Source organism: Streptomyces carpinensis, from assembly GCF_002154505.1.
Classification (GTDB): domain Bacteria; phylum Actinomycetota; class Actinomycetes; order Streptomycetales; family Streptomycetaceae; genus Streptomyces; species Streptomyces carpinensis.
Genome location: NZ_MUBM01000065.1, coordinates 1 through 21,983, shown reverse-complemented (window position 1 = coordinate 21,983; position 21,983 = coordinate 1). Strand labels below are relative to the sequence as shown.

General features: G+C 71.9%; 21 protein-coding genes. 13 read left to right on the top strand and 8 right to left on the bottom strand.

Features of this window, described 5'->3' with window-relative positions; all coding sequences use genetic code 11:
- From BZY54_RS09570 to tyrS, 3 genes are all read left to right on the top strand, one after another.
- Nucleotides 1-372, top strand: a 372-nt coding sequence (locus BZY54_RS09570) for a metallopeptidase TldD-related protein (RefSeq protein WP_244217061.1), incomplete at its 5' end; no start/stop codon positions are given.
- Entirely contained in the window at nucleotides 369-1,772 is a 1,404-nt protein-coding gene (locus BZY54_RS09565; protein WP_086724499.1) for a metallopeptidase TldD-related protein, read from the top strand. The genes BZY54_RS09570 and BZY54_RS09565, both read left to right, overlap by 4 nt.
- 92 nt (nucleotides 1,773-1,864) lie before the next feature.
- A complete protein-coding gene (gene tyrS, locus BZY54_RS09560) occupies nucleotides 1,865-3,133 on the top strand; it encodes a tyrosine--tRNA ligase (protein ID WP_086724497.1) in 1,269 nt (422 codons plus the stop codon).
- A 69-nt stretch (nucleotides 3,134-3,202) separates the two neighbouring features.
- Here the strand turns inward: tyrS and BZY54_RS09555 are convergent, their stop codons facing one another.
- Nucleotides 3,203-3,490: a GlsB/YeaQ/YmgE family stress response membrane protein gene (locus BZY54_RS09555; protein WP_086724495.1), complete on the bottom strand. Its 288-nt coding sequence runs from the start codon at nucleotides 3,488-3,490 to the stop codon at nucleotides 3,203-3,205.
- A gap of 297 nt (nucleotides 3,491-3,787) precedes the next feature.
- Between BZY54_RS09555 and BZY54_RS09550 the strand changes: the two genes are divergently transcribed.
- Nucleotides 3,788-4,195 (top strand): DUF3099 domain-containing protein, encoded by a 408-nt coding sequence (locus BZY54_RS09550; RefSeq protein ID WP_086724493.1) that lies wholly within the window; start codon nucleotides 3,788-3,790, stop codon nucleotides 4,193-4,195.
- A gap of 212 nt (nucleotides 4,196-4,407) precedes the next feature.
- Nucleotides 4,408-4,626, top strand: a complete 219-nt coding sequence (locus BZY54_RS09545) for a hypothetical protein (protein ID WP_086724491.1) — start codon at nucleotides 4,408-4,410, stop codon at nucleotides 4,624-4,626.
- Nucleotides 4,627-4,698: 72 nt separating this feature from the next.
- On the opposite strand, the gene moaA is transcribed toward BZY54_RS09545, so the two are convergent.
- From moaA to BZY54_RS09530, 3 genes are all read right to left on the bottom strand, one after another.
- The gene (moaA, locus tag BZY54_RS09540) at nucleotides 4,699-5,688 is read right to left on the bottom strand and encodes a GTP 3',8-cyclase MoaA (RefSeq protein ID WP_244217062.1); all 990 of its coding nucleotides are present in this window, start codon (nucleotides 5,686-5,688) and stop codon (nucleotides 4,699-4,701) included.
- Between the two features lie 191 nt (nucleotides 5,689-5,879).
- On the bottom strand, nucleotides 5,880-7,502 hold the full coding sequence (locus BZY54_RS09535; RefSeq protein ID WP_086724486.1) for a solute symporter family protein: 1,623 nt from the start codon (nucleotides 7,500-7,502) through the stop codon (nucleotides 5,880-5,882).
- Nucleotides 7,499-7,855 carry a DUF485 domain-containing protein gene (locus BZY54_RS09530; protein ID WP_086724485.1) on the bottom strand — a complete coding sequence of 119 codons (357 nt, stop codon included), beginning with the start codon at nucleotides 7,853-7,855 and terminating at the stop codon, nucleotides 7,499-7,501. Before BZY54_RS09530 ends, BZY54_RS09535 begins: the two co-directional genes overlap by 4 nt.
- 292 nt (nucleotides 7,856-8,147) lie before the next feature.
- Between BZY54_RS09530 and BZY54_RS09525 the strand changes: the two genes are divergently transcribed.
- The 3 genes from BZY54_RS09525 (at nucleotide 8,148) to BZY54_RS09515 (ending at nucleotide 12,391) form a co-directional block, all read left to right on the top strand.
- Nucleotides 8,148-9,674 (top strand): S8 family peptidase, encoded by a 1,527-nt coding sequence (locus BZY54_RS09525; RefSeq protein WP_086724483.1) that lies wholly within the window; start codon nucleotides 8,148-8,150, stop codon nucleotides 9,672-9,674.
- A gap of 118 nt (nucleotides 9,675-9,792) precedes the next feature.
- Entirely contained in the window at nucleotides 9,793-11,208 is a 1,416-nt protein-coding gene (locus BZY54_RS09520; RefSeq protein ID WP_086724481.1) for a CoA transferase, read from the top strand.
- Nucleotides 11,209-11,380: 172 nt separating this feature from the next.
- A complete protein-coding gene (locus BZY54_RS09515) occupies nucleotides 11,381-12,391 on the top strand; it encodes a CopD family protein (protein WP_086724479.1) in 1,011 nt (336 codons plus the stop codon).
- Here BZY54_RS09515 and BZY54_RS09510 read toward each other — a convergent pair whose 3' ends face one another.
- Entirely contained in the window at nucleotides 12,392-13,438 is a 1,047-nt protein-coding gene (locus BZY54_RS09510) for a zinc-dependent alcohol dehydrogenase family protein (protein ID WP_086724477.1), read from the bottom strand.
- 477 nt (nucleotides 13,439-13,915) lie between these two features.
- Between BZY54_RS09510 and BZY54_RS09505 the strand changes: the two genes are divergently transcribed.
- From BZY54_RS09505 to BZY54_RS09485, 5 genes are all read left to right on the top strand, one after another.
- Entirely contained in the window at nucleotides 13,916-14,902 is a 987-nt protein-coding gene (locus tag BZY54_RS09505) for a DEDDh family exonuclease (protein WP_086724501.1), read from the top strand.
- A 134-nt stretch (nucleotides 14,903-15,036) separates the two neighbouring features.
- Entirely contained in the window at nucleotides 15,037-15,270 is a 234-nt protein-coding gene (locus BZY54_RS09500) for a hypothetical protein (protein ID WP_037869664.1), read from the top strand.
- A 48-nt stretch (nucleotides 15,271-15,318) separates the two neighbouring features.
- Entirely contained in the window at nucleotides 15,319-16,146 is an 828-nt protein-coding gene (locus BZY54_RS09495; RefSeq protein ID WP_086724475.1) for an SURF1 family cytochrome oxidase biogenesis protein, read from the top strand.
- Nucleotides 16,147-16,245: 99 nt separating this feature from the next.
- A complete protein-coding gene (locus BZY54_RS09490; RefSeq protein ID WP_086724473.1) occupies nucleotides 16,246-18,060 on the top strand; it encodes a glycoside hydrolase family 15 protein in 1,815 nt (604 codons plus the stop codon).
- Between the two features lie 5 nt (nucleotides 18,061-18,065).
- Nucleotides 18,066-18,821, top strand: a complete 756-nt coding sequence (locus BZY54_RS09485; RefSeq protein WP_086724471.1) for an SDR family oxidoreductase — start codon at nucleotides 18,066-18,068, stop codon at nucleotides 18,819-18,821.
- A 121-nt stretch (nucleotides 18,822-18,942) separates the two neighbouring features.
- Here the strand turns inward: BZY54_RS09485 and BZY54_RS09480 are convergent, their stop codons facing one another.
- From BZY54_RS09480 to BZY54_RS09470, 3 genes are all read right to left on the bottom strand, one after another.
- Nucleotides 18,943-19,767, bottom strand: coding sequence for an enoyl-CoA hydratase/isomerase family protein (locus BZY54_RS09480; protein WP_086724469.1), 825 nt, complete (start codon nucleotides 19,765-19,767; stop codon nucleotides 18,943-18,945).
- A gap of 130 nt (nucleotides 19,768-19,897) precedes the next feature.
- Nucleotides 19,898-20,119 carry a helix-turn-helix domain-containing protein gene (locus tag BZY54_RS09475; RefSeq protein ID WP_018567695.1) on the bottom strand — a complete coding sequence of 74 codons (222 nt, stop codon included), beginning with the start codon at nucleotides 20,117-20,119 and terminating at the stop codon, nucleotides 19,898-19,900.
- 357 nt (nucleotides 20,120-20,476) lie between these two features.
- A partial coding sequence (locus tag BZY54_RS09470; RefSeq protein WP_107419674.1) for an ABC-F family ATP-binding cassette domain-containing protein occupies nucleotides 20,477-21,983 on the bottom strand: 1,507 nt, incomplete at its 5' end.

Below are 21,983 nucleotides of genomic sequence, written 5' to 3'. Positions count from 1 at the left end.
CGGCCGGATCCGGCCGGGATGTCGACCGAGGATCTCATCGGGAGCGTCGACCGGGGCGTCTACGTCGTCGGCGACCGGTCCTGGTCCATCGACATGCAGCGGTACAACTTCCAGTTCACCGGGCAGCGGTTCTTCCGGATCGAGAACGGGCGGCTGGCCGGGCAGCTGCGGGACGTCGCCTACCAGGCGACCACGACCGACTTCTGGGGCTCCATGGCGGCCGTCGGCGGCCCGCAGACGTACGTCCTCGGCGGCGCCTTCAACTGCGGCAAGGCCCAGCCGGGCCAGATCGCGTCCGTGTCCCACGGCTGCCCGTCCGCCCTCTTCAGGGGCGTGAACATTCTGAACACCACGCAGGAGGCCGGTCGATGAGCCCGCGTACCAGCAAGCCGCACGAGGTCGTCGAGCGCGCCCTCGCACTGTCCCGGGCCGACGGCTGCGTCGTCATCGCGGACGAGCACTCCACCGCCAACCTGCGCTGGGCGGGCAACGCGCTCACCACGAACGGTGTCACGCGCGGGCGCACGCTCACCGTCGTCGCGACCGTCGACGGCAAGGAGGGCACCGCGTCGGGAGTCGTGTCCAGGTCGGCCGTGACCGAGGACGAGCTGGAGCCGCTGGTGCGTGCCGCGGAGGCCGCCGCGCGCGCGGCCGGTCCCGCCGAGGACGCGCAGCCGCTGGTCACGGGCGTACCGGAGTCCCCCGACTTCACCGACGCCCCCGCCGAGACCTCCTCGGCGGTGTTCGCGGACTTCGCCCCGGCCCTCGGCGAGTCCTTCGCACGCGCGCGTGCCGGTGGCCGCGAGCTGTACGGCTTCGCCAACCACGAGCTGGTGTCGACCTACCTGGGGACGTCGACGGGCCTGCGCCTGCGCCACGACCAGCCCAACGGCACGCTGGAGCTGAACGCCAAATCCCCGGACCGCACGCGCTCGGCCTGGGCGGGGCGGCCCACGCGGGACTTCAAGGACGTCGACCCGGCGGCGCTGGACGCGGAGCTGGCCGTACGGCTCGGCTGGGCCGAGCGGCGGATCGAGCTGCCCGCGGGGCGGTACGAGACGCTGCTGCCGCCGACCGCCGTCGCGGACCTGCTCATCTACCAGACGTGGTCCTCGTCGGGCCGGGACGCGGCCGAGGGGCGGACGGTGTTCTCCAAGCCGGGCGGTGGCACGCGTGTGGGCGAGAAGCTCAGCCAACTGCCGCTGAGCCTGCGCAGCGACCCGGACGAGCCCGGCCTGGAGTGCGCCCCGTTCGTGGTGGCGCACTCCTCCGGCGGCGACCAGTCGGTGTTCGACAACGGGCTGCCCGTACGGTCGACCGAGTGGATCGGCGGCGGTGAGCTCAGGCACCTGCTGACCACCCGGCACAGCGCGGGCCTGACCGGGCTGCCCGTGGCCCCGTCGGCCGGGAACCTGATCCTGGACGGTGGCAGCGACCGCTCCCTCGAGGAGATGGTCGCAGCGACGGACCATCGTGGGCCGTGCCTGCTGCTGACCTGCCTGTGGTACATCCGCGAGGTGGACCCGGCGACGCTGCTGCTGACGGGGCTGACCCGGGACGGGGTCTACCTGGTCGAGAACGGCGAGGTGACGGGTGAGGTCAACAACTTCCGGTTCAACGAGTCGCCGGTGGACCTGCTGGGCCGGGCCGTGGAGGCCGGGCGCACCGAGAAGACCCTGCCGCGGGAGTGGAGCGACTACTTCACCCGGGCCGCGATGCCGGCGCTGCGCGTCCCCGATTTCAATATGAGCTCTGTCAGTCAAGGCGTATAACCTCGTAGTCGGCTGTCACCCGACTGGCCCGGAGCCGCCGGGGAGATCGCCGGCGGGACCACCGACAAGATCATCGAGGAGACACGAGAACCGTGACGGACATCGTCGACGAGCTGAAGTGGCGGGGGCTGTTCGCCCTGTCCACTGACGAGGACGCTTTGCGCAAGGCGCTCGCGGACGGTCCCGTCACGTTCTATTGCGGCTTCGACCCGACCGCGCCGTCGCTGCACGTGGGGCACCTGGTGCAGGTGCTCACCGTGCGCCGGCTCCAGCAGGCCGGTCACCGGCCGCTGGCGCTGGTCGGCGGCGCCACGGGCCTGATCGGCGACCCCCGCCCGACCGCGGAGCGCACGCTGAACGACCCGGAGACGGTCGCCGGCTGGGTGGAGAAGCTGCGCCGCCAGATCGAGCCGTTCCTGTCCTTCGAGGGCGAGAACGCCGCGGTCATGGTGAACAACCTGGACTGGACGCAGAACCTGTCCGCGATCGAGTTCCTCCGGGACATCGGCAAGCACTTCCGCGTCAACAAGATGCTGACGAAGGACTCCGTGGCCCGCCGTCTGGAGTCCGACCAGGGCATCAGCTACACCGAGTTCAGCTACCAGATCCTGCAGGGCATGGACTTCCTGCAGCTCTACCGGCGCCACGGCTGCACGCTCCAGCAGGGCGGCAGCGACCAGTGGGGCAACCTCACGGCCGGCCTGGACCTGATCCACCGGCTGGAGCCGGACGCGAGCGTGCACGCGCTGGCGACCCCGCTGATGACCAAGGCGGACGGCACCAAGTTCGGCAAGACCGAGGGCGGCGCCGTCTGGCTCGACCCGGAGATGACGACGCCGTACGCGTTCTACCAGTTCTGGCTGAACGTGGACGACCGGGACATCTCCAGGTACATGCGCATCCTGTCCTTCCGCTCCCGTGAGGAGCTGGAGGAGCTGGAGGAGCAGACGCAGGAGCGTCCGCAGGCCCGGGCCGCGCAGCGCGCGCTGGCCGAGGAGCTGACGACGCTGGTGCACGGCGCCGACCAGACGGCCGCGGTGATCGAGGCGTCCAAGGCCCTCTTCGGCCAGGGCGAGCTGGCCGGGCTGGACGAGCGGACGCTGGCCGCGGCGCTGTCCGAGGTGCCGAACGTCGAGGTGGCCGAGCTGGGCCCGGTGGTCGACCTGTTCGCCGAGGTCGGCCTGGTGCCCAGCAAGTCGGCCGCGCGCCGCACGGTCAAGGAGGGCGGCGCCTACGTGAACAACGTCAAGGTGACCGCCGAGGACGCGGTCCCCGCCGCGGAGGACCTGCTGCACGGCCGCTGGCTGGTGCTGCGCCGGGGCAAGAAGAACCTGGCTGCGGTCGAGGTCACGGGCGCCTGAACGCCTGAACGGGTGCGCGCACGACGAAGGGGTGGTCTCCCGGGGGGCCACCCCTTCGTCGTGGGCGTGCTACGCCCGCTCCCGCCGCCGATTCTTGTTGCCCCACAACGCCATGTACGCCGTGTCGCCGAGGGCGACGATGATGATCGCGGCCACGAGCTGGAAGATGTGCCGGCTCCAGTCGATGCCTCGGGTCTCGGCGACGCCGAGGGCGCGGGCGACCGCGTTGCCGGCGATCGCGCCGAGCATGCCGAAGACGGTGGTCAGCCAGAGTGGGCAGTGCTGCTTGCCGGGAATCACCGCCTTGGCGATCAGGCCGAGAATGAAGCCCACGATGATCGCCCACAACCAGCCCATGGCTGCCTCCTCGTCCGGCTCGACGTGACCGTCACGGTCAGTCTCGGCGGGGCGGCCGTACGCCGCATGCGGAGCGCGGCTGTACGCGTCGAACGCGGGCGGGCGTCGACTGGGCACGCGCCGGGCGCCCGCACAGGGGTGGGCGAGTCGTTCGCGCAGGCCAGGCACGAGCTGCCCCGGCCTCGAAGGCACGGTCGACGCGGCGTAACGTGGACCTGTGCGGGCTGGTGCTCCCGACCGGTGACTGACCGGGGCGGGGGCGTGGCATTGTCCGATGCGGGCGAATGGTGGGTTGTGATGCGGAAGCAGCATGGCGATGGCAACGTCCAGGTGTTCCGGATCACGGGAGCCCGGACGGGCCTGCAGGAGGACGTCCGCGGCCGTCAGCGCCGGTATGTCATCTCGATGTCGATCCGTACGGTGTCGGTGCTTCTCGCGGTGGTGCTGTGGAACGTCGAGCGGTATTTCGCGATCGTGGCGCTGGTGCTCGGGCTGGTGCTGCCCTACATCGCCGTGGTGATCGCCAACGCCGGGCGGGAGAACGCGCCGAAACTGCCGTCGACGTTCGTCACCGTGCCGATGAAGCCGATGATCACAGCGCCGCGGACCACGGAGGACGGCTTCACGGAGTCCGTTCCGGGGGACGCCGCCGACCCGGCGGCGGGCACCCCGGGCACGGCGCGCGAGCCGCACGACGGGGTGTGACCGGCGCCGATCGCCGGACCCTGACGGGCATTCGCCGGGAAGCTCAAGAAATGCTCAGATCAATCGTGTTGTTCCGGTGCCGGGCGACGGGTCACCCGTGACATACTTCCTACGCGCTCCGCATCCCCCGTCGGAGCGACAGACCGACGCCGGGCAGCTCCCCCCGTGGCTGCTCGGCGTCGCTTTCTGTGCCGTGTCTGTGAGACGAAGCCGTGACTGACGAGACCCCGATCTGCTCCGCCAAGGGCTGCCGTGCCGCTGCCGTGTGGGTGCTGGCCTGGAACAACCCGAAGATTCACACGCCCGAGCGCCGCAAGACGTGGCTGGCGTGCGAGGAGCACCGGGAGCATCTGGCGCAGTTCCTCGGTGTGCGCGGGTTCCTGAAGGACGTGGTCCTGCTGAGTCAGTGGCAGGCGTCCGAGGGCGCCTGAGCCCGAGACCGCGCCACAGGGCCCCAGCCCGAGCAGCCCGACGCCGGGGCCGTGTGGCGACGCGACCGTCGTTCAGCCGCCGATGGCGGACATCGGCCGGTCCGGCTGGACGAACGACGGGTCGTCCAGGCCCGCGCCCGCCTTCTTGCCCCACATCGCCAGCCGCCATATGCGGGCGATCTCCTCGTCGGGGGCGCCGGAGCGCAGGGCGGCGCGCAGATCGGTCTCCTCGGTGGCGAACAGACAGGTGCGGATCTGGCCGTCGGCCGTGAGGCGGGTGCGGTCGCAGGCCGCGCAGAACGGGCGCGTGACGGAGGCGATGACACCGACGCGGTGCGGGCCTCCGTCGACGAGCCAGCGCTCGGCCGGGGCGGAGCCGCGCTCCTCGGCGCCCTCGGCGGTCAGCTCGAAGCGGGTGCGCAGGGAGGCGAGGATGTCGCCGGCGGTGACCATGCCGTCGCGCTTCCAGCCGTGCTGGGCGTCCAGGGGCATCTGCTCGATGAAGCGCAGCTCGTAGTCGTGCTCCACGGCCCAGGCCAGGAGGTCCGGGGCCTCGTCCGCGTTCAGGCCCGGCATCAGGACGGAGTTGACCTTCACGGGGGTCAGGCCGGCCTCGCGGGCGGCCTGCAGACCGTCGAGGACGTCCCTGTGGCGGTCCCGGCGGGTCAGGGTCTTGAACACGTCCGGGCGCAGGGTGTCCAGGGAGACGTTGACCCGGTCCAGTCCGGCCGCCTTCAGGGCGGCCGCCGTGCGCTTGAGGCCGATGCCGTTGGTGGTCAGGGAGGTCTGGGGGCGGGGCCGCAGCGCGGCGACGCGCTCCACGATGCCGACCAGGCCGGGGCGCAGCAGGGGCTCACCGCCGGTGAAACGGACCTCCTCGATGCCCAGGGAAGTGACCGCGATGTCGATCAGGCGGACGATCTCGTCGTCGGTGAGCAGGTCGGGCTTGGCCAGCCACTGCAGGCCCTCCTCGGGCATGCAGTAGGTGCAGCGCAGGTTGCACCGGTCGGTGAGCGAGACCCTCAGGTCGGTGGCCACCCGGCCGTAGGTGTCGATGAGCACGTGGGCCGCCTCCCTCATCGCGTCGATCGTCGTCCCTCGGCACTTGCGTCACCTGCGAGCCTACGTGACTGCACTGACAGTGACACCAGCCCGATCCCACGACGTGGGAGACGGCCGCCTCGTAGATCTCTACGATCCCCACGACGCGGCCGTCCGTGCGCACCTCCGTGACGCGCCTTGTACGGCAGGGGTCAGTGTGCCCCGGTGCCGGTCAGCGAGCGCACCTCCAGTTCCGCGTACTTGCCGGCGTCCGGGGTCTCCTTGGACAGCAGGGTGCCGAGGACGCCCAGCAGGAAGCCGACCGGGATGGAGATGAGGCCCGGGTTCTCCAGCGGGAACCAGTGGAAGTCGACGTCCGGGAACATCGAGGTGGGCTTGCCCGAGACCACCGGCGAGAACAGCACCAGGCCGACCGCGGTGACCAGGCCGCCGTAGATCGACCACAGGGCGCCCGCGGTGGTGAACCGCTTCCAGAACAGGCTGTAGAGGATCGTGGGCAGGTTCGCGGAGGCGGCGACCGCGAAGGCGAGCGCCACCAGTCCGGCGACGTTCAGGTCACGGGCGAGGGCGCCGAGGACGATGGAGACGGCGCCGATGCCGACGGTCGCCCAGCGGGCCGCGCCCAGCTCCTGCTTCTCGGTGGCGGCGCCCTTCTTGATGACGTTGGCGTAGATGTCGTGGGCGAAGGAGGAGGACGAGGCGAGGGTCAGACCCGCGACGACGGCGAGGATCGTGGCGAAGGCGACCGCCGAGATGCTGGCGAGCAGGATGGCGCCCCAGTTGGAGTCCACGCCGCCCAGATGCAGGGCCAGCAGCGGGGCCGCGGTGTTGCCCGCCTTGTTGGAGGCGATGATCTCGTCCGGCTTGATCAGGGCGGCGGCGCCGAAGCCGAGGGCGAGGGTCATCAGGTAGAAGGCGCCGATCAGGCCGATCGCCCAGATCACGGACTTGCGGGCGGCCTTGGCGGTGGGGACGGTGTAGAAGCGGATCAGGATGTGCGGCAGGCCGGCGGTGCCGAGCACCAGGGCGATGCCGAGCGAGAGGAAGTCCAGCTTGGTGGTCCCGGTCGCGCCGTACTTCAGGCCGGGCTCCAGGAAGGCGGCGCCCTTGCCGCTGTTGTCGGCGGCGCTGCCGAGCAGGTCGGAGACGTTGAAGTCGAACTTCAGCAGCACCAGGAAGGTCAGCAGGACGGCGCCCGCCATCAGCAGCACGGCCTTGACCATCTGCACCCAGGTGGTGCCCTTCATGCCGCCGATGGTGACGTACACGATCATCAGTACGCCGACCAGCGCGACGATGCCGATCTTGCCGCCGTCGCTGGTGATGCCGAGGAGCAGCGAGACCAGGACGCCCGCGCCCGCCATCTGGGCAAGCAGGTAGAAGATCGACACGACGATGGTGGAGGCACCGGCGGCGGTGCGGACCGGGCGCTGGCGCATCCGGTACGCGAGGACGTCGCCCATGGTGTAGCGGCCGGAGTTGCGCAGCGGTTCGGCGACCAGGAGCAGGGCGACCAGCCAGGCGACCAGGAAACCGATGGAGTACAGGAAGCCGTCGTAGCCGAACAGGGCGATGGCGCCGGCGATGCCGAGGAAGGACGCGGCGGACATGTAGTCGCCGGAGACGGCGAGGCCGTTCTGGAATCCGGTGAACTGCCGTCCGCCGGCGTAGAAGTCGGCCGCGTCCTTGGTCTGGCGGCCGGCCCAGACGGTGATGACGAGCGTCGCGGCGACGAAGACCGCGAACAGGGTGATGATCAGCGTGCGGTGCTCGCTCGCCTCGCCGGCGGCCAGCAGGGTGTGCGCGGTGCTCATGCTCCGCCCTCCATCCGGGACTTGATGGCCTCCGCCTTGGGGTCGAGCTCGGCGGCGGCGTGCCGCGCGTACCACCAGGCGATGAGGAACGTGGTGAGGAACTGGGCGAGGCCCAGGACCAGGGCGACGTTGACGTTGCCGAAGAGCTCGGTGCCCATGAAGTCGCCCGCGTAGTTGGACAGCAGGACGTACAGCAGGTACCAGGCGGTGAAGGCGGTGGTCAGGGGGAAGGCGAAGGAGCGGTGGGAGCGGCGCAGTTCACCGAACTCGGCGCTCTCCTGCACCGCGGCGAACTCCTCGGTGGAGGGGAGTGGGACCTGTGTCTTCGAGGGTGGCGGTGTCTCGGTGGCCACGTCGGTCTCCTCGCGTTGCGGAACGGGTCCGGAGGCTGCCCGGACCCTGATGTGGATGCGGATGTGACGGGGGCAGGCTGGTGCCGGGGCCCCGTCCAAGGTCCACGGCGCCGAGCGAGGACCGGTTCAAGTCCTGTGGGGTGTTTCGCAAGTGGCCTGGACAAGTCATTGCCAACTCATTGCTGGCCGGTGAGATGGCGGGATAGTTTCGCTCTGCACCACCGTCATGTACCTGCCCGAGCAGCACACCTGTGTCTCGGGGGGTCCTGTACCCGGATGATGTGGAGACCCCATGGCTCATCTGCGTTCCCGACGCCGACTCGCCCTGGCCGTACCGGTCGTGCTGTCGCTGACCGCCTCACTCGGCTTCCTCCCGGCAGCGGCGTCGGCGGCGCCCCGAGCGCAGTCCACCGCCACCGAGACCGACGCGACCTCGCTCAGCTACGTCGTCAACGTCCCCCAGGGGCACGGCGTCTCGGCCCAGGTGAAGAAGGCGATCGCGAAGGCCGGCGGCACGATCGTGACGTCGTACGACCAGATAGGCGTCATCGTCGTCCACTCCGCCGACCCCGACTTCGCGAAGACCATACGCAAGACGCCCGGGGTGGACTCCGCGGGCGCCACGCGCACGGCGCCGCTGCCCGCGCAGTCGACGACGGACGTGGGCACGCCGAAGGCGCTGACCGCCGCGCAGGTGGCAGAGGCGGGAGCCGAGGCGGCCGGCGGGCAGGACCCGCTGGAGCCGCTGCAGTGGGACCTGCCGGCCATCAAGGCCGACAAGGCGCACGAGAAGACGCTCGGCAGCCCGGACGTCACCGTCGGCGTCCTCGACACGGGCGTGGACGACACCCACCCGGACATCGCCCCGAACTTCGACCGCGGCGCCTCCGTCAACTGCGTCGCGGGCAAGCCGGACACCACCGCCGGCGCCTGGCGGCCCAGCGCCGCCGAGAGCCCCCACGGCACGCACGTGGCCGGGGAGATCGCGGGCGCGAAGAACGGCGTCGGCATCACCGGCGTCGCGCCGGGTGTGAAGGTGGCCGGCATCAAGGTCGGCAACCCGGACGGGTTCTTCTACACGGAGGCCGTGGTGTGCGGCTTCGTGTGGGCGGCGGAGCACGGCGTCGACGTGACCAACAACAGCTATTACACCGACCCGTGGTACTTCAACTGCTCGGACGACCCGGACCAGAAGGCGCTCGTGGAGGCCGTCAGCCGGGCCACGCGGTACGCGGAGAAGAAGGGCACGGTCAACGTCGCGGCGGCGGGCAACGAGAACTACGACCTGGCGTCCCACTCGATCACCGACCCGGCCTCCCCGAACGACTCCACGCCCGGGGACCGGGTGATCGACCCGCACAAGTGCTATGACATCCCGACCCAGTTGCCGGGTGTCGTCACCGTCGCGGCGACCGGTGCGAAGGGCGTCAAGTCGTCCTTCTCCAACTACGGTCTCGGAGTCATCGACATCGCCGCGCCGGGCGGTGACTCCACGGCGTACCAGAAGCCCGAGCCGCCGGCGACCAGCGGCCTGATCCTGGGCCCGCTGCCGGGTGGCAAGTGGGGCTACATGGCCGGTACGTCGATGGCGAGCCCGCACGTGGCCGGCGTCGCCGCGTTGATCAAGTCGACGCATCCGCACGCCCCCGCCGCTCTCGTGAAGGCGCTGCTGTACACGGGGGCCAGCGCCACGCCGTGCACGGACCCGTACGACATCAACGGGGACGGCAAGGTCGACGCGGTGTGCGAGGGCACGAAGAACCGCAACGGCTTCTACGGCTGGGGCACGGCGGACGCGCTGGCCGCGGTGACCAAGTAGGAGCCCGAGCCTGCCCGCGGGCGGCGGACACGCGGCACGCGGGCAGGCGCGACGCACACATGCGCCATGCCGGCACGCAGGCCTAATGTTGATTCAGTCAATACTGCATAGTGCAGTCATGACTGACATCAGATCCGCATGGTCCGCACTGGGCGGCGATCCGGCCCTCGTGTCACGGGTCACCACTGTGGAACGGGAGGGCGCGCTCCGGGCGCGCCTTCCCGTACGGGAGCTGGCACGCGCGTGTGCGGGTGCCTGTGCGCTGGCCGCCGCCGAGCTGGCCGCCCGGCGGGCCGGGCGCGCCGAGGTGCCCGCGGTGCGCGTGGACGACGGGGCCGTCGCCACCGCGTTCGTCAGTGAGCGGCATCTGCTGGTCGACGGGCGGGCACCGATCAACTTCGCGCCGCTGTCACGGTTCTGGCGCACGGCCGACGGCTGGGTGCGCACACACGCCAACTACCCGCACCACCGGGAACGGTTGCTGGCGGTGCTGGGGGTGGCCGAGGGCACGGACGCGGCTTCCTCCGTGGAGTCCGTGCTCGCCGAACGCTCAGCGCTCGGCGTGGAGGAGGCCGTGTACGCGGCCGGCGGCCTCGCCGTCGCGCTGCGCACGCCCGAGGAGTGGGCCGCGCACGAACAGGCGGCGGCGGTGGCCGCCCGGCCGCTGGTCGAGCGCGAGCGGCCGGACGAGGCACGCGCGCGCGTGCTCCCGCCCGTCGGGGGCACGCCCCTGCTGCCCGCCGACGGACTGCGCGTCCTCGACCTGACCCGGGTCATCGCCGGCCCCGTCGCCACCCGCACCCTCGCCCTGCTGGGCGCGGACGTGCTGCGCGTGGACGCGCCGCACCTGCCCGAACTGGCCGACCAGCACGCCGACACGGGGTTCGGGAAGCGGTCGGCCGCCTTGGACCTCGCGGGCGACCCCGCCGCCTTCGAGGAGCTTCTCGCCGAGGCGGACGTCGTCGTCACCGGCTACCGTCCGGGCGCCCTGGACCGGTTCGGGCTCTCCCCCGAGGCGCTGACCGAGCGGCGACCCGGACTCGTCGTGGCTCAGCTGTCGGCGTGGGGCGGGTACGGGCCGTGGCGCGGGCGGCGCGGCTTCGACAGCCTCGTACAGGTCGCCACCGGCATCGCGGCGGTCGAGGGGTCGGCACAGCGGCCGGGAGCCCTGCCCGCGCAGGCCCTGGACCACGGCACGGGCTACCTCCTGGCGGGAGCGGTGCTGCGGGCGCTGACCGAGCAGTCGTACGAGGGCGGCAGCCGGGTCGTGCGGCTGGCGCTGGCCCGGACGGCGGCGTGGTTGACCGAGGGAAGCGGGCCGGGCGCGAGCGAGCCGGATGCTGTGCGGGGTTCCGGCGGGCCGGGTTGCGTGACGGGTGCCCCGTACGACGGGCCGGAGCCCTGGCTCGGTGAGCGGGACAGCGGGATCGGGCGGCTGCGGTACGCCCTGCCACCTGCGGCCTTCGCCGGCGGCCCTGTCGACTGGGCCCGGCCGCCCGGCCCCTGGGGAACGGACGCGGCCCGCTGGGCGTGAACGGACGGGGGGGCGGCGATCCGACGCCGTCAGGCCGATACCGGGCCGACGCGGATGAGCCGCGTACCGTCGGGCCGGAGGCCGGCAGGGCGCATACCGTCGGGCGGAATGCCGTTCCCTCAGTTGCTTGTTCCCACTTGCCCCCTTTGTGACGGCTGGTGAAGATCCTGGGGTGACGCTGATACGACCGGCCTCCGAGGCGGCAGACGCCGGCGGGAGGGGGCGGCGGGCCGCGACGTTACGGGCGGCCGCCGTCCTCGCCCTGGTGGCGCTCGCCGCGCTGATACCGCTGTTCGGTCCGTCCGCCGCGCTGCACGGCACCGGAGAGGCCGCCGCCCCCGGAACCGGCGGCACAGCCCTGCTGCGGGCGGTGCTCTTCACGGCGATGTGCGTCCCCGTCGGCGAGCTGTTCGTGAACCGGCTGGCCGACCGCCTCCCCGACCCCCCGCCGGAGCCGCCCCGCAGCTGGTCCCTGTACGCGGCCGCCGCCGGTCTCCTCGCCGCCCTCGGGCTGGCCTGCGTGGTGGCCGCCGGCAACCTGGTGCCGCACAGCCTGGCGCAGATCGACGTGGGCGGTCTCTACCGCACCCGGGACGGCTCACTGGCCCTGCTGGAGGTCAACGCCTTCCTGCTGGCCGGCCTGTGCGCCCTGTCGCGCCGCCCGCAGGTCCAGGTCTGGCCGCTCGCCGCCGTGGCCGTGGCCGAGGCGCTGCGCACACATCCCCCCACCGAGAGCCGCCCGTTGCTCGGCTCCGGTCTGACGCTCGTGCACCTGGTGTGCGGTGCGCTGTGGGCGGGTGGACTGCTGCACACCCTGCGCACACTGCGGCGCCCGTGCCACACCGCGACGGGTGCGGCGCTTCTGGGGCGCTACGCGCGCGCCGCGCCCGTCCTGCTCGCCGCGATCACCGCGACGGGCGTGTGCAGCACCCTGCGCCGGATGCCGGCCGACACGGTGCTGCACCAGCTGACGGCGACGGCCTACGGCCGCACCCTGCTCGCCAAGGTGATCCTCGTGACCGGCGTCGCCCTGCTCGCCCTGTGGGCGCGGCTGCGGCTGCGCCGGGCGCCCGACCCGCTGACCGCGTGCACCCCCGCGCGCGCGGAGATCGCCGCCCTGGGGGTGGTGGTCATGGTCTCGGGGCTGCTGACGGCGCTGCCGCCGCCGATCCGCCGGGGCTGATCAGCCGGCGGTGACGAGCACCTTGAGCGCCACCCGCTCGTCCATGGCCTTGTAGCCGTCGGGCACGGCCTCCAGGCCGACCGTCATGTCGAAGACCGGTGAGGGGTCGATCGTGCCGTCGAGCACGTCGGGCAGCAGTTCGGGGATGTACGCCCGGACCGGGGCGACGCCGCCGCGCAGCGCGATGTTCCGGTTGAACATGACACCGAGGTCCACCCCGGTGGCGCTGCCGTGCGGCACACCGACGAAGCCGATGGCGCCGCCGTCCCGGGCGATGTGGAGGGCCGTGCGCATCGACTGCTCGGTGCCGACCGCCTCGACGACGGCGTGCGCGCCCTGGCCGCGGGTCAGCTCGCGGACCGCCTCCACGGCCGCCTCCCCGCGTTCGGCGACGACGTCGGTGGCGCCGAAGCGGCGCGCGATGTCCGTACGCACCTCGTGCCGGCCGAGGGCGATGATCCGTTCGGCGCCGAGCCGCCGGGCGGCCAGCACCGCGCACAGTCCGACGGCACCGTCCCCGACGACCGCGACCGTCGCGCCCGGCCGGGCGCCCGCGCCGAGCGCGGCGTGGTGGCCGGTGCCCAGGACGTCGGACAGGGTCAGCAGCGCGGACAGCAGGTGGTCGTCGGATGCGGCGTCCTTGGGCAGCGGGACCAGGGTGCCGTCGGCGAACGGCACCCGAACGGCCTCGCCCTGACCGCCGTCGTAGCCCACGGAGCCCCAGAAGCCGCCGTGCTCGCAGGAGGTGGTCAGGCCCTCGCGGCAGTAGTCGCACACGCCGTCGGACCACACGAAGGGCGCCACCACGAGATCGCCGGAGCGCACGCCGGTCACGTCGCTGCCGGTCTCCTCGACCACGCCCAGGAACTCGTGGCCGATGCGCTGCCCCGGCTGCCGCGCCGCCTCGCCGCGGTACGCCCACAGGTCGCTGCCGCAGATGCAGGCGCGCAGCACCCGCACCACGGCGTCGGTGGGCAGCTGCACCACCGGCTCGGGCACGTCCTCCACCCTCATGTCGTACGGGGCGTGGATGGTGGTGGCGCGCATGGCGGGATTCCTTCACTTCGCTCGGCTGTGGGTGGCGCCCGGTGGATCTCCGAGCGCACTTCACCGTACGTCGCCGTCGCGGGCCGCCGCGCACCGCGGCACCCAGCGCGGCGGCCCGGGTCGTACCCGGACGGGCACACGGTGGTGCACCGGGCGTGGACGCCGGCACCCGTACGCCCCTGTGGCCCAGCACCCCCTGCGTCCCTGTCCGTCCATGTCCCTGCCATGCCCCTGTGCCCCTGTCCCTGCGTCGCCGCGTCCGTGCGGGTGAAGCGCGGGGGAGGAAGCGCGTGTTGCTCGCGCCGGTGCACGCCGGGACGGCACCCGACGACGCGAACTCTTGTGCTTTTCGCCCGGTTTGCGGGCACGCGCGTGGACGGCGCCCGAAGTGGCGTTCGGACGTGCCGGTGTGCGCCGGCGGTGCGGTGGCCACCTGAGGGACCAGGCTGTCAGTCGCGGCCCGTATCCTCAGTGACCATGCTCGAAGACCGCACGCTCGCAGGGCCGTCCCCCACACCGTGGCCGACCGCGTATCCGCAGGGATACGCGGTCGTTGACGTGGAGACCACCGGCCTGGCCCGGGACGACCGCATCATCTCCGCGGCGGTCTACCGGCTGGACGCGCGCGGCGAGGTCGAGGACCACTGGTACACGCTGGTCAACCCGGAGCGGGATCCGGGACCGGTGTGGATCCACGGACTGACGAGCGACGTACTCGAGGGCGCGCCGCTGTTCGAGGAGATCGCCGAGGAGTTCTCCCTCCGGCTGGCGGACCGGGTGCTCGTCGCGCACAACGCGGTGTTCGACTGGCAGATGATCGCCCGGGAGTACGCGCGCGCGAAGCGCGAGGCGCCGGTGCGGCAGCGGCTGTGCACCATCGCGCTCTCCAAGGAGCTGGGGCTGCCGCTGCCCAACCACAAACTCGAGTCGCTGGCCGCCCACTTCGGCGTGGTACAGCGGCGGGCCCACCACGCGCTGGACGACGCGCGGGTGCTGGCGGAGGCGTTCCGGCCGAGCCTCGCGGCCGCGGCGGCGGGCGGCGTCCGGCTGCCGCTGCTGGAGTGCCGGCCACTGACGGAGTGGTCGGACCGGCCCGTGCCCCGGCAGCCGACGGGCGGCTACGGCGGCTACCGGGGAGGCAGTTGGCGCCCGAGCCGCAGAAGGCCCGCATGCGCCTATCCCAACCCGGGCCGTTACGAAGAGGGCAAACGCCTCAAGCAGGGCATGCGGGTCGCGTTCTCCGGTGACACCTCCGTCGACCGCGAGCTGCTGGAGGACCGCGCGACCGAGGCCGGGCTGCATGTCGCCACCAGCCTGTCCCGGCTGACCAGCCTGCTCGTCACCAACGATCCGGACTCCGGCACGTCGAAGGTGGTCAAGGCGCGGCAGTACGGCACACCGGTGGTGGACGAGGCGGCGTTCGGGCAGTTGCTCAGGGACGTGGAACCGGCGGACGGCGACTGACGGACGCCGGCGGGCGCACGTACCGGCACTCGGCGGACAGGCGTACGGGTGACCGACGGGCGTACGGGTGATTGCCGGGCGACTCGCCCGGCGGCCGCTCGCCCGCGAGGCGGCCACGGCTCACCCTGTGGCGCATGGCCAGATGTGAAGTATGCGGCAATGACTACGGTATGACCTTCGAGGTGCACGCCCAGGGCGCGGTGCACGTCTTCGACTGCTTCGCCTGTGCGATCCACCGCATGGCGCCGATCTGCGAGCACTGCCGGGTGCAGATCATCGGTCAGGGCGTCGAGGTCGAGGGCCACTGGTACTGCGGCGGGCACTGCGCCCGCGCGGAGGGAAAGGTCGGAATCGTCGACCATGTCTGAGCACCCCCTGCCGGACGCGCCCCACGGCCGGAGAGGTACCGTCGTGGGGTGTACCGCTTCCTGTTGACCCGCCAATGGGTGATCATCACCCTCGTGGCTCTCCTGCTCATCCCGACGATGATCTGGCTGGGTTTCTGGCAGCTGCACCGCCACGACCACAGGCAGAAGCTGAACCAGGTGATCACCGCCTCCCTGGCGGCGAAGCCCGTGCCCGTCGAGTCGCTCACCTCGGTCGGCGGACCGGTCGCGCACGACGACATCTACCGCCGGGTGACCGCCAACGGCCACTTCGACACGGCGCACGAACTGGTGGTGCGCCGCCGTACCAACGCGGACGACCAGGTCGGCTACCACGTCCTGACCCCGTTCGTGCTGGACGACGGCAGGACGCTCCTCGTCAACCGCGGCTGGATCGCCTCCTCCGCCTCGCAGACCGCCTTCCCCAGGATTCCGGCGCCTGCGTCGGGCGAGATCACGGTCACCGGCCGGCTGATGCGCGACGAGACGACGGCCGCGAGCGGCATCAAGAACCTCAAGGGGCTGCCGGACCGCCAGATCATGCTGATAAACAGCGAGCAGATCGGCGCGCTCCTGCGTGACTCGGGCGACACCTCCGCCAAGGCGGTGCTCGGCGGCTACATCGAACTGACCTCTCCCGCGCCCAAGGGCGGCAGCCCCCAACTGCTCCCCTCGCCCCAGGAGGACACCAGCTGGATCGGCATCGGGGACATCAACCTGCCGTACGCGGTCCAGTGGTGGCTGTTCGCGGCGTTCGTCCCCGTGGGCTGGCTGGTCCTGGCCCGCCGTGAACTCCGGGACCTGGCCGGGGCGGAAAGGGAAGCGGCGGCGAAGGAGACGGAACCCGCGACGGTGTAGCCGGCGCAGGACACGGATTCGCCACGGTGTGGACGCGGTCCGGCTCAGCCGGGCCGCGTTCCTGATTGCCCCCCGCCTCCACCGGGAATCCGGACATCCGTGCACCCGCGGCTCGAGGACTACGCGCTCATCGGTGACGAGCAGACCGCCGCACTGGTCGGCAGGGACGGCTCGGTCGACTGGCTGTGCCTGCCCCGCTTCGACTCCGGCGCCTGCTTCGCCCGGCTGCTCGGCGACGAGGAGAACGGCCACTGGCGCCTCGCCCCCAAGGACGTCGAGGGCCCCTGCACCCGACGCGCCTACCGCCCGGACACCCTCGTCCTCGACACCGAGTGGGACACCCCGCAAGGCTCGGTCCGCGTCACCGACCTGATGCCGCAACGCGACCGCGCCCCCGACCTGGTACGGATCGTGGAGGGCCTGCGCGGCCGGGTGACCGTGCGCAGCACGCTCCGGCTGCGCTTCGACTACGGCTCGATCGTCCCCTGGATGCGCAGGTGCGACGACCACCGGGTCGCCGTCGCCGGGCCGGACTCGGTGTGGCTGCGCAGCGAGCCCCCGGTGCGCACCTGGGGCGAGCACTTCCGCACGCACGCGGAGTTCACCGTCGCCGAGGGCGAGAAGGTGGCGTTCGTCCTGACCTGGCACCCCTCGCACGAGCCTCGCCCGCCGCTGATCGATCCGTACCAGGCCCTGGAGCACAGCGTCGCCGACTGGAGGGCCTGGGCGTCGCGCTGCAGCTACACGGGCCCGCACCGGGACGCCGTCGTCCGCTCCCTGATCACCCTCAAGGCGCTCACCTACGCCCCCACCGGCGGCATCGTCGCCGCCCCCACCACCTCCCTTCCCGAGGAACTGAGCGGGGTGCGCAACTGGGACTACCGCTACTGCTGGCTGCGCGACTCCACGCTCACCCTGGGTGCCCTGCTGTCGGCGGGCTACCAGGAGGAGGCCGAGGCATGGCGCGACTGGCTGCTGCGGGCGGTCGCGGGCAACCCCGCGGACCTGCAGATCATGTACGGGCTGGCGGGTGAGCGCCGGCTTCCGGAGTACGAGCTGCCGTGGCTGTCCGGCTTCGCGGGTTCCGCGCCCGTACGCATCGGCAACGACGCGGTGAGGCAGCTCCAGCTGGACGTGTACGGCGAGGTGCTGGACTCGCTGTCGCTGGCCCGTCGCTCGGGCCTCTCCTCCCAGCCGCACGTGTGGTCGATGCAGTGCGCCCTGCTGGACTTCCTGTCCCGGGCCTGGCGGCAGCCCGACGAGGGGCTGTGGGAGGTGCGCGGGGGCCGGCGCCACTTCGTGCACTCCAAGGTGATGGTGTGGGTGGCCGCGGACCGGATGGTGCGCGCGCTGGAGGAGGACCCGTCGCTGCGCGGCGACCTGGACGGCTGGCGGGCGCTGCGCGACGAGGTGCACCGCGAGGTGTGCGAGAAGGGCTACGACCCCGAACGGAACACGTTCACGCAGTACTACGGCTCGCGTGAGCTGGACGCCGCCCTGCTGCTCATCCCGCGCGTCGGATTCCTGCCGCCGGAGGACCCGCGGGTGACCGGCACCATCGACGCGGTCCGCGCGGAGCTCGGCAAGGACGGGCTCGTGCACCGCTACAGCACCGACGCGCACGGCCCCCGCACCGCGGCCGTGGACGGGCTGCCCGGCGGCGAGGGCACCTTCCTGGTGTGCTCGTTCTGGCTCGCCGACGCGCTGCACATGACCGGCCGGACGCGTCAGGCGCGGGAGCTGTTCGAACGGCTGGTGGGCCTGGCCAACGACGTGGGCCTGCTGGCGGAGGAGTACGGGGTGGACGACGCCACGGGCTCGGGCCGGCAGCTCGGCAACTTCCCGCAGGCGTTCAGCCACATCGGGCTGGTGAACACCGCCCTCGCCCTGTACGGGGGCGAGAAGGCAGGATAGGGGCCATGGATCTTGGACTGAAGGACCGGGTGTACGTCGTCACCGGGGCCACCCGCGGGCTGGGCAACGCCGCCGCGCGCGAACTGGTCGCCGACGGCGCGAAGGTGGTCATCACCGGACGGGACGAGAAGCGGGCCGCCGAGGCGGCTGCCGAGCTCGGCCCGAACGCCGTCGGGATGGCCGTGGACAACGGTGACGCGGAGGCCCCGGAGCGGCTGATCGCGACCGCGCGGGAGCACTTCGGCGGCTTCGACGGCGTACTCATCAGCGTGGGCGGGCCGCCGCCCGGCTTCCTCGCCGACAACACCGACGAGCAGTGGCAGTCGGCGTTCGAGTCGGTGTTCCTGGGCGCCGTACGGCTGGCCCGGGCCGCGGCGGCGGAGCTGGAGGCCGGCGGTGTCATCGCCTTCGTGCTGTCCGGTTCGGTGCACGAGCCGATCCCGGGGCTGACCATCTCCAACGGTCTGCGGCCCGGGCTCGCCGGGTTCGCCAAGTCCCTCGCCGACGAGCTGGGGCCGCGCGGCATCCGGGTCGTCGGTCTGCTTCCGGCCCGTATCGACACCGACCGCGTGCGCGAGCTGGACGCGCTGTCGGCGGATCCGGAGGCGACCCGCGCGGCGAACGAGTCCCGCATCCCGCTGCGCAGGTACGGCACGCCGGAGGAGTTCGGGCGTGCGTCGGCGTTCCTGCTGTCGCCTGCGGCGTCCTATCTGACCGGGATCATGCTGCCGGTGGACGGCGGGGCGCGGCACGGTTTCTGAGCACCGCGCCCGCTCGTTCGTGGGGCGGTCCGGCCGCGCGTCCGCGAGCGGCCCGCGGTCGGCGCCGTCCCACCGGGCCGGAGCGCGTCCCGGCACCGCGTGGCCCGGTCGCTCGCTTCGCCTACTCGCCGAGGCCGGCCAGGTCGCGCAGACGACGTGCCTGGGCCTGGCGTTCGGCGGAGCGCTGCTCCTCGTAGGTGCGGCCCTGGGCACCCTGGAGCAGCGCCTTGGTCTCGATCACCGCGCTGCGGGGCGCGGTGAGGATCGCCGCCGCGAGATCGCGCACCGCCGCGTCGAGCTGGTCGCGGGGCACGGCGAGGTTGGCCAGCCCGGTGTTCACCGCCTCTTCGGCGGTCACGAACCGGCCGGTCGCGCAGATCTCCAGGGCACGGGCATAGCCGACCAGCCCCACCAGCGGATGCGTGCCGGTGAGGTCCGGTACCAGCCCGAGGCTGGTCTCGCGCATCGCGAACTGCACGTCGTCGGCGACGACGCGCAGATCACAGGCGAGCGCCAGCTGGAAGCCCGCCCCGATGGCGTGCCCCTGGACGGCGGCGATGGACACGAGGTCGCTGCGCCGCCACCAGGTGAACGCATCCTGGTACTCGGCGATGGTCGCGTCCAGTTCGGCGTCGCTGCCGCGGGCGAGGTCGATGAACGACGGCTCGCCGTCGAATCCCTCCGGCGTGAACGCCTGCCGGTCGAGGCCGGCGGAGAAGGACTTGCCCTCGGCGCGCAGCAGCACGACACGGACGGAGCCCGGCAGCAGGCGCCCGGCCTCGGCGAGCGCCCGCCACAGGGCGGGGCTCTGCGCATTGCGCTTGGCCGGGTTGGTCAGCGTCACCGTGGCGATCGAGTCGTCCACGGTGAGCCGCACGCCGTCCTTGTCGAGTACGTCGGATACTGAGTCACGTACCGGGTCGAGGTCGTGCTCGGGCGAAGCCATGGTGCGCCTCCGATGGGTGCGGTCGTCCTGGATGCCGGCGTCGGCATCCTAAGCGACTGCACAGTAACCACCCGGCCGATCCACCGGCCGGCCGGGTGGTCACCATCGAAGTCGATGGGCCGCCCCGGGGTCAGGCCGAAGCGGCCTTCTTGCCCCGCGTCGCCCCGCCACGCCCACGGAGCGTGACGCCCGACTCGCTGAGCATCCGGTGCACGAAGCCATACGAGCGGCCGGTTTCCTCGGCCAACGCCCGAATGCTCGCACCGGCGTCGTACTTCTTCTTCAGGTCTGCCGCGAGCTTGTCGCGCGCGGCGCCGGTCACCCGGCTGCCCTTCTTCAGAGTCTCGGCCACCCGTGCCTCCTCATGGGAAGTGCGCTCTGGTCTCCTCATGATCACCCCTCCGGGGCCCGATGGCCACCCATTCGGCAAGGTCCGTGAGACATGGTTGTGACGACAGGAGTGCGTCTTCACAAGCGGAATCAGTGATTCCGTACGGCGCTGCTCATACCGCCGAACGGGTTGTTCCGCGAAGTCCCTGGTCACAGGCGCACGACGGCCGAGCCCTTGGTACATAAGGGCTCGGCCGGAAAATGGGTGTACGACACACCTCGATACGAGGAGATCTCACACAGATGATGGATCACCGATGGGCCGAATGATCCATACGCCGTTGATCAGAGGCGGCGCGGAGGCTGACCGCAGGCTCGGTCAGGCGAGGGCGACGAGGTCCGCGTAGCCGGAGCCCCACAGGTCCTCGACGCCGTCGGGGAGCAGAATGATCCGCTCCGGCTGCAGCGCCTCGACCGCTCCCTCGTCGTGTGTGACGAGGACGACCGCGCCCTTGTAGGTGCGCAGCGCCCCGAGGATCTCCTCACGGCTGGCCGGGTCGAGGTTGTTGGTCGGCTCGTCGAGCAGCAGCACGTTCGCGGAGGAGACGACCAGGGTGGCCAGGGCGAGACGGGTCTTCTCGCCGCCGGAGAGGACCCCGGCCGGCTTGTCGACGTCGTCGCCGGAGAACAGGAACGAGCCCAGCACCTTGCGGACCTCGACCAGGTCCATGTCCGGGGCGGCCGAGCGCATGTTCTCCAGGACCGTGCGGTCGGGGTCCAGGGTCTCGTGCTCCTGGGCGTAGTACCCGAGCTTGAGGCCGTGGCCGGGGACGACCTGGCCGGTGTCGGGCTTCTCCACGCCGCCGAGGAGGCGCAGCAGGGTCGTCTTGCCCGCACCGTTGAGTCCGAGGATGACGACCCTCGATCCCTTGTCGATGGCCAGGTCGACGTCGGTGAAGATCTCAAGGGAGCCGTACGACTTCGACAGGCCCTCGGCCATCAGCGGGGTCTTGCCGCAGGGCGCGGGCTCGGGGAAGCGGAGCCTGGCGACCTTGTCGGACTGCCGGACCTCGTCCAGACCGGCGAGCAGCTTCTCCGCGCGCCGTGCCATGTTCTGGGCGGCGACCGTCTTGGTGGCCTTGGCGCGCATCTTGTCGGCCTGGGCGTTGAGCGCGGCGGCCTTCTTCTCGGCGTTGGCCCGCTCCCGCTTGCGGCGCTTCTCGTCGGACTCGCGCTGCTGCTGGTAGAGCTTCCAGCCCATGTTGTAGATGTCGATCGCGGAGCGGTTGGCGTCCAGGTACATCACCTTGTTGACGACCGTCTCGACGAGGTCGACGTCGTGGGAGATGACGATGAAGCCGCCGCGGTAGGTCTTCAGGTAGTCACGCAGCCAGATGATCGAGTCCGCGTCGAGGTGGTTGGTCGGCTCGTCGAGGAGCAGGGTGTCCGCATCGGAGAACAGGATCCGCGCCAGCTCGATACGGCGGCGCTGACCGCCGGAGAGTGTGTGCAGGGGCTGGCCGAGCACCCGGTCGGGCAGGTTCAGCGCCGCGGCGATGGTGGCGGCCTCGGCCTCGGCGGCGTATCCGCCCTTGGTGAGGAACTCGGTCTCCTGGCGCTCGTACTGCTTGAGCGCCTTCTCGCGGGTGGCGCCCTTGCCGGAGGCGATGCGCTGCTCGTTCTCGCGCATCTTGCGGATCAGCACGTCCAGGCCGCGGGCGGAGAGGATGCGGTCGCGGGCGAACACGTCGAGGTCGCCGGTGCGCGGGTCCTGCGGGAGGTAGCCGACCTCGCCGGAGCGGGTGACGGTGCCGGCGGCGGGGATGCCCTCGCCGGCCAGGACCTTGGTCAGGGTCGTCTTGCCGGCGCCGTTGCGGCCGACCAGG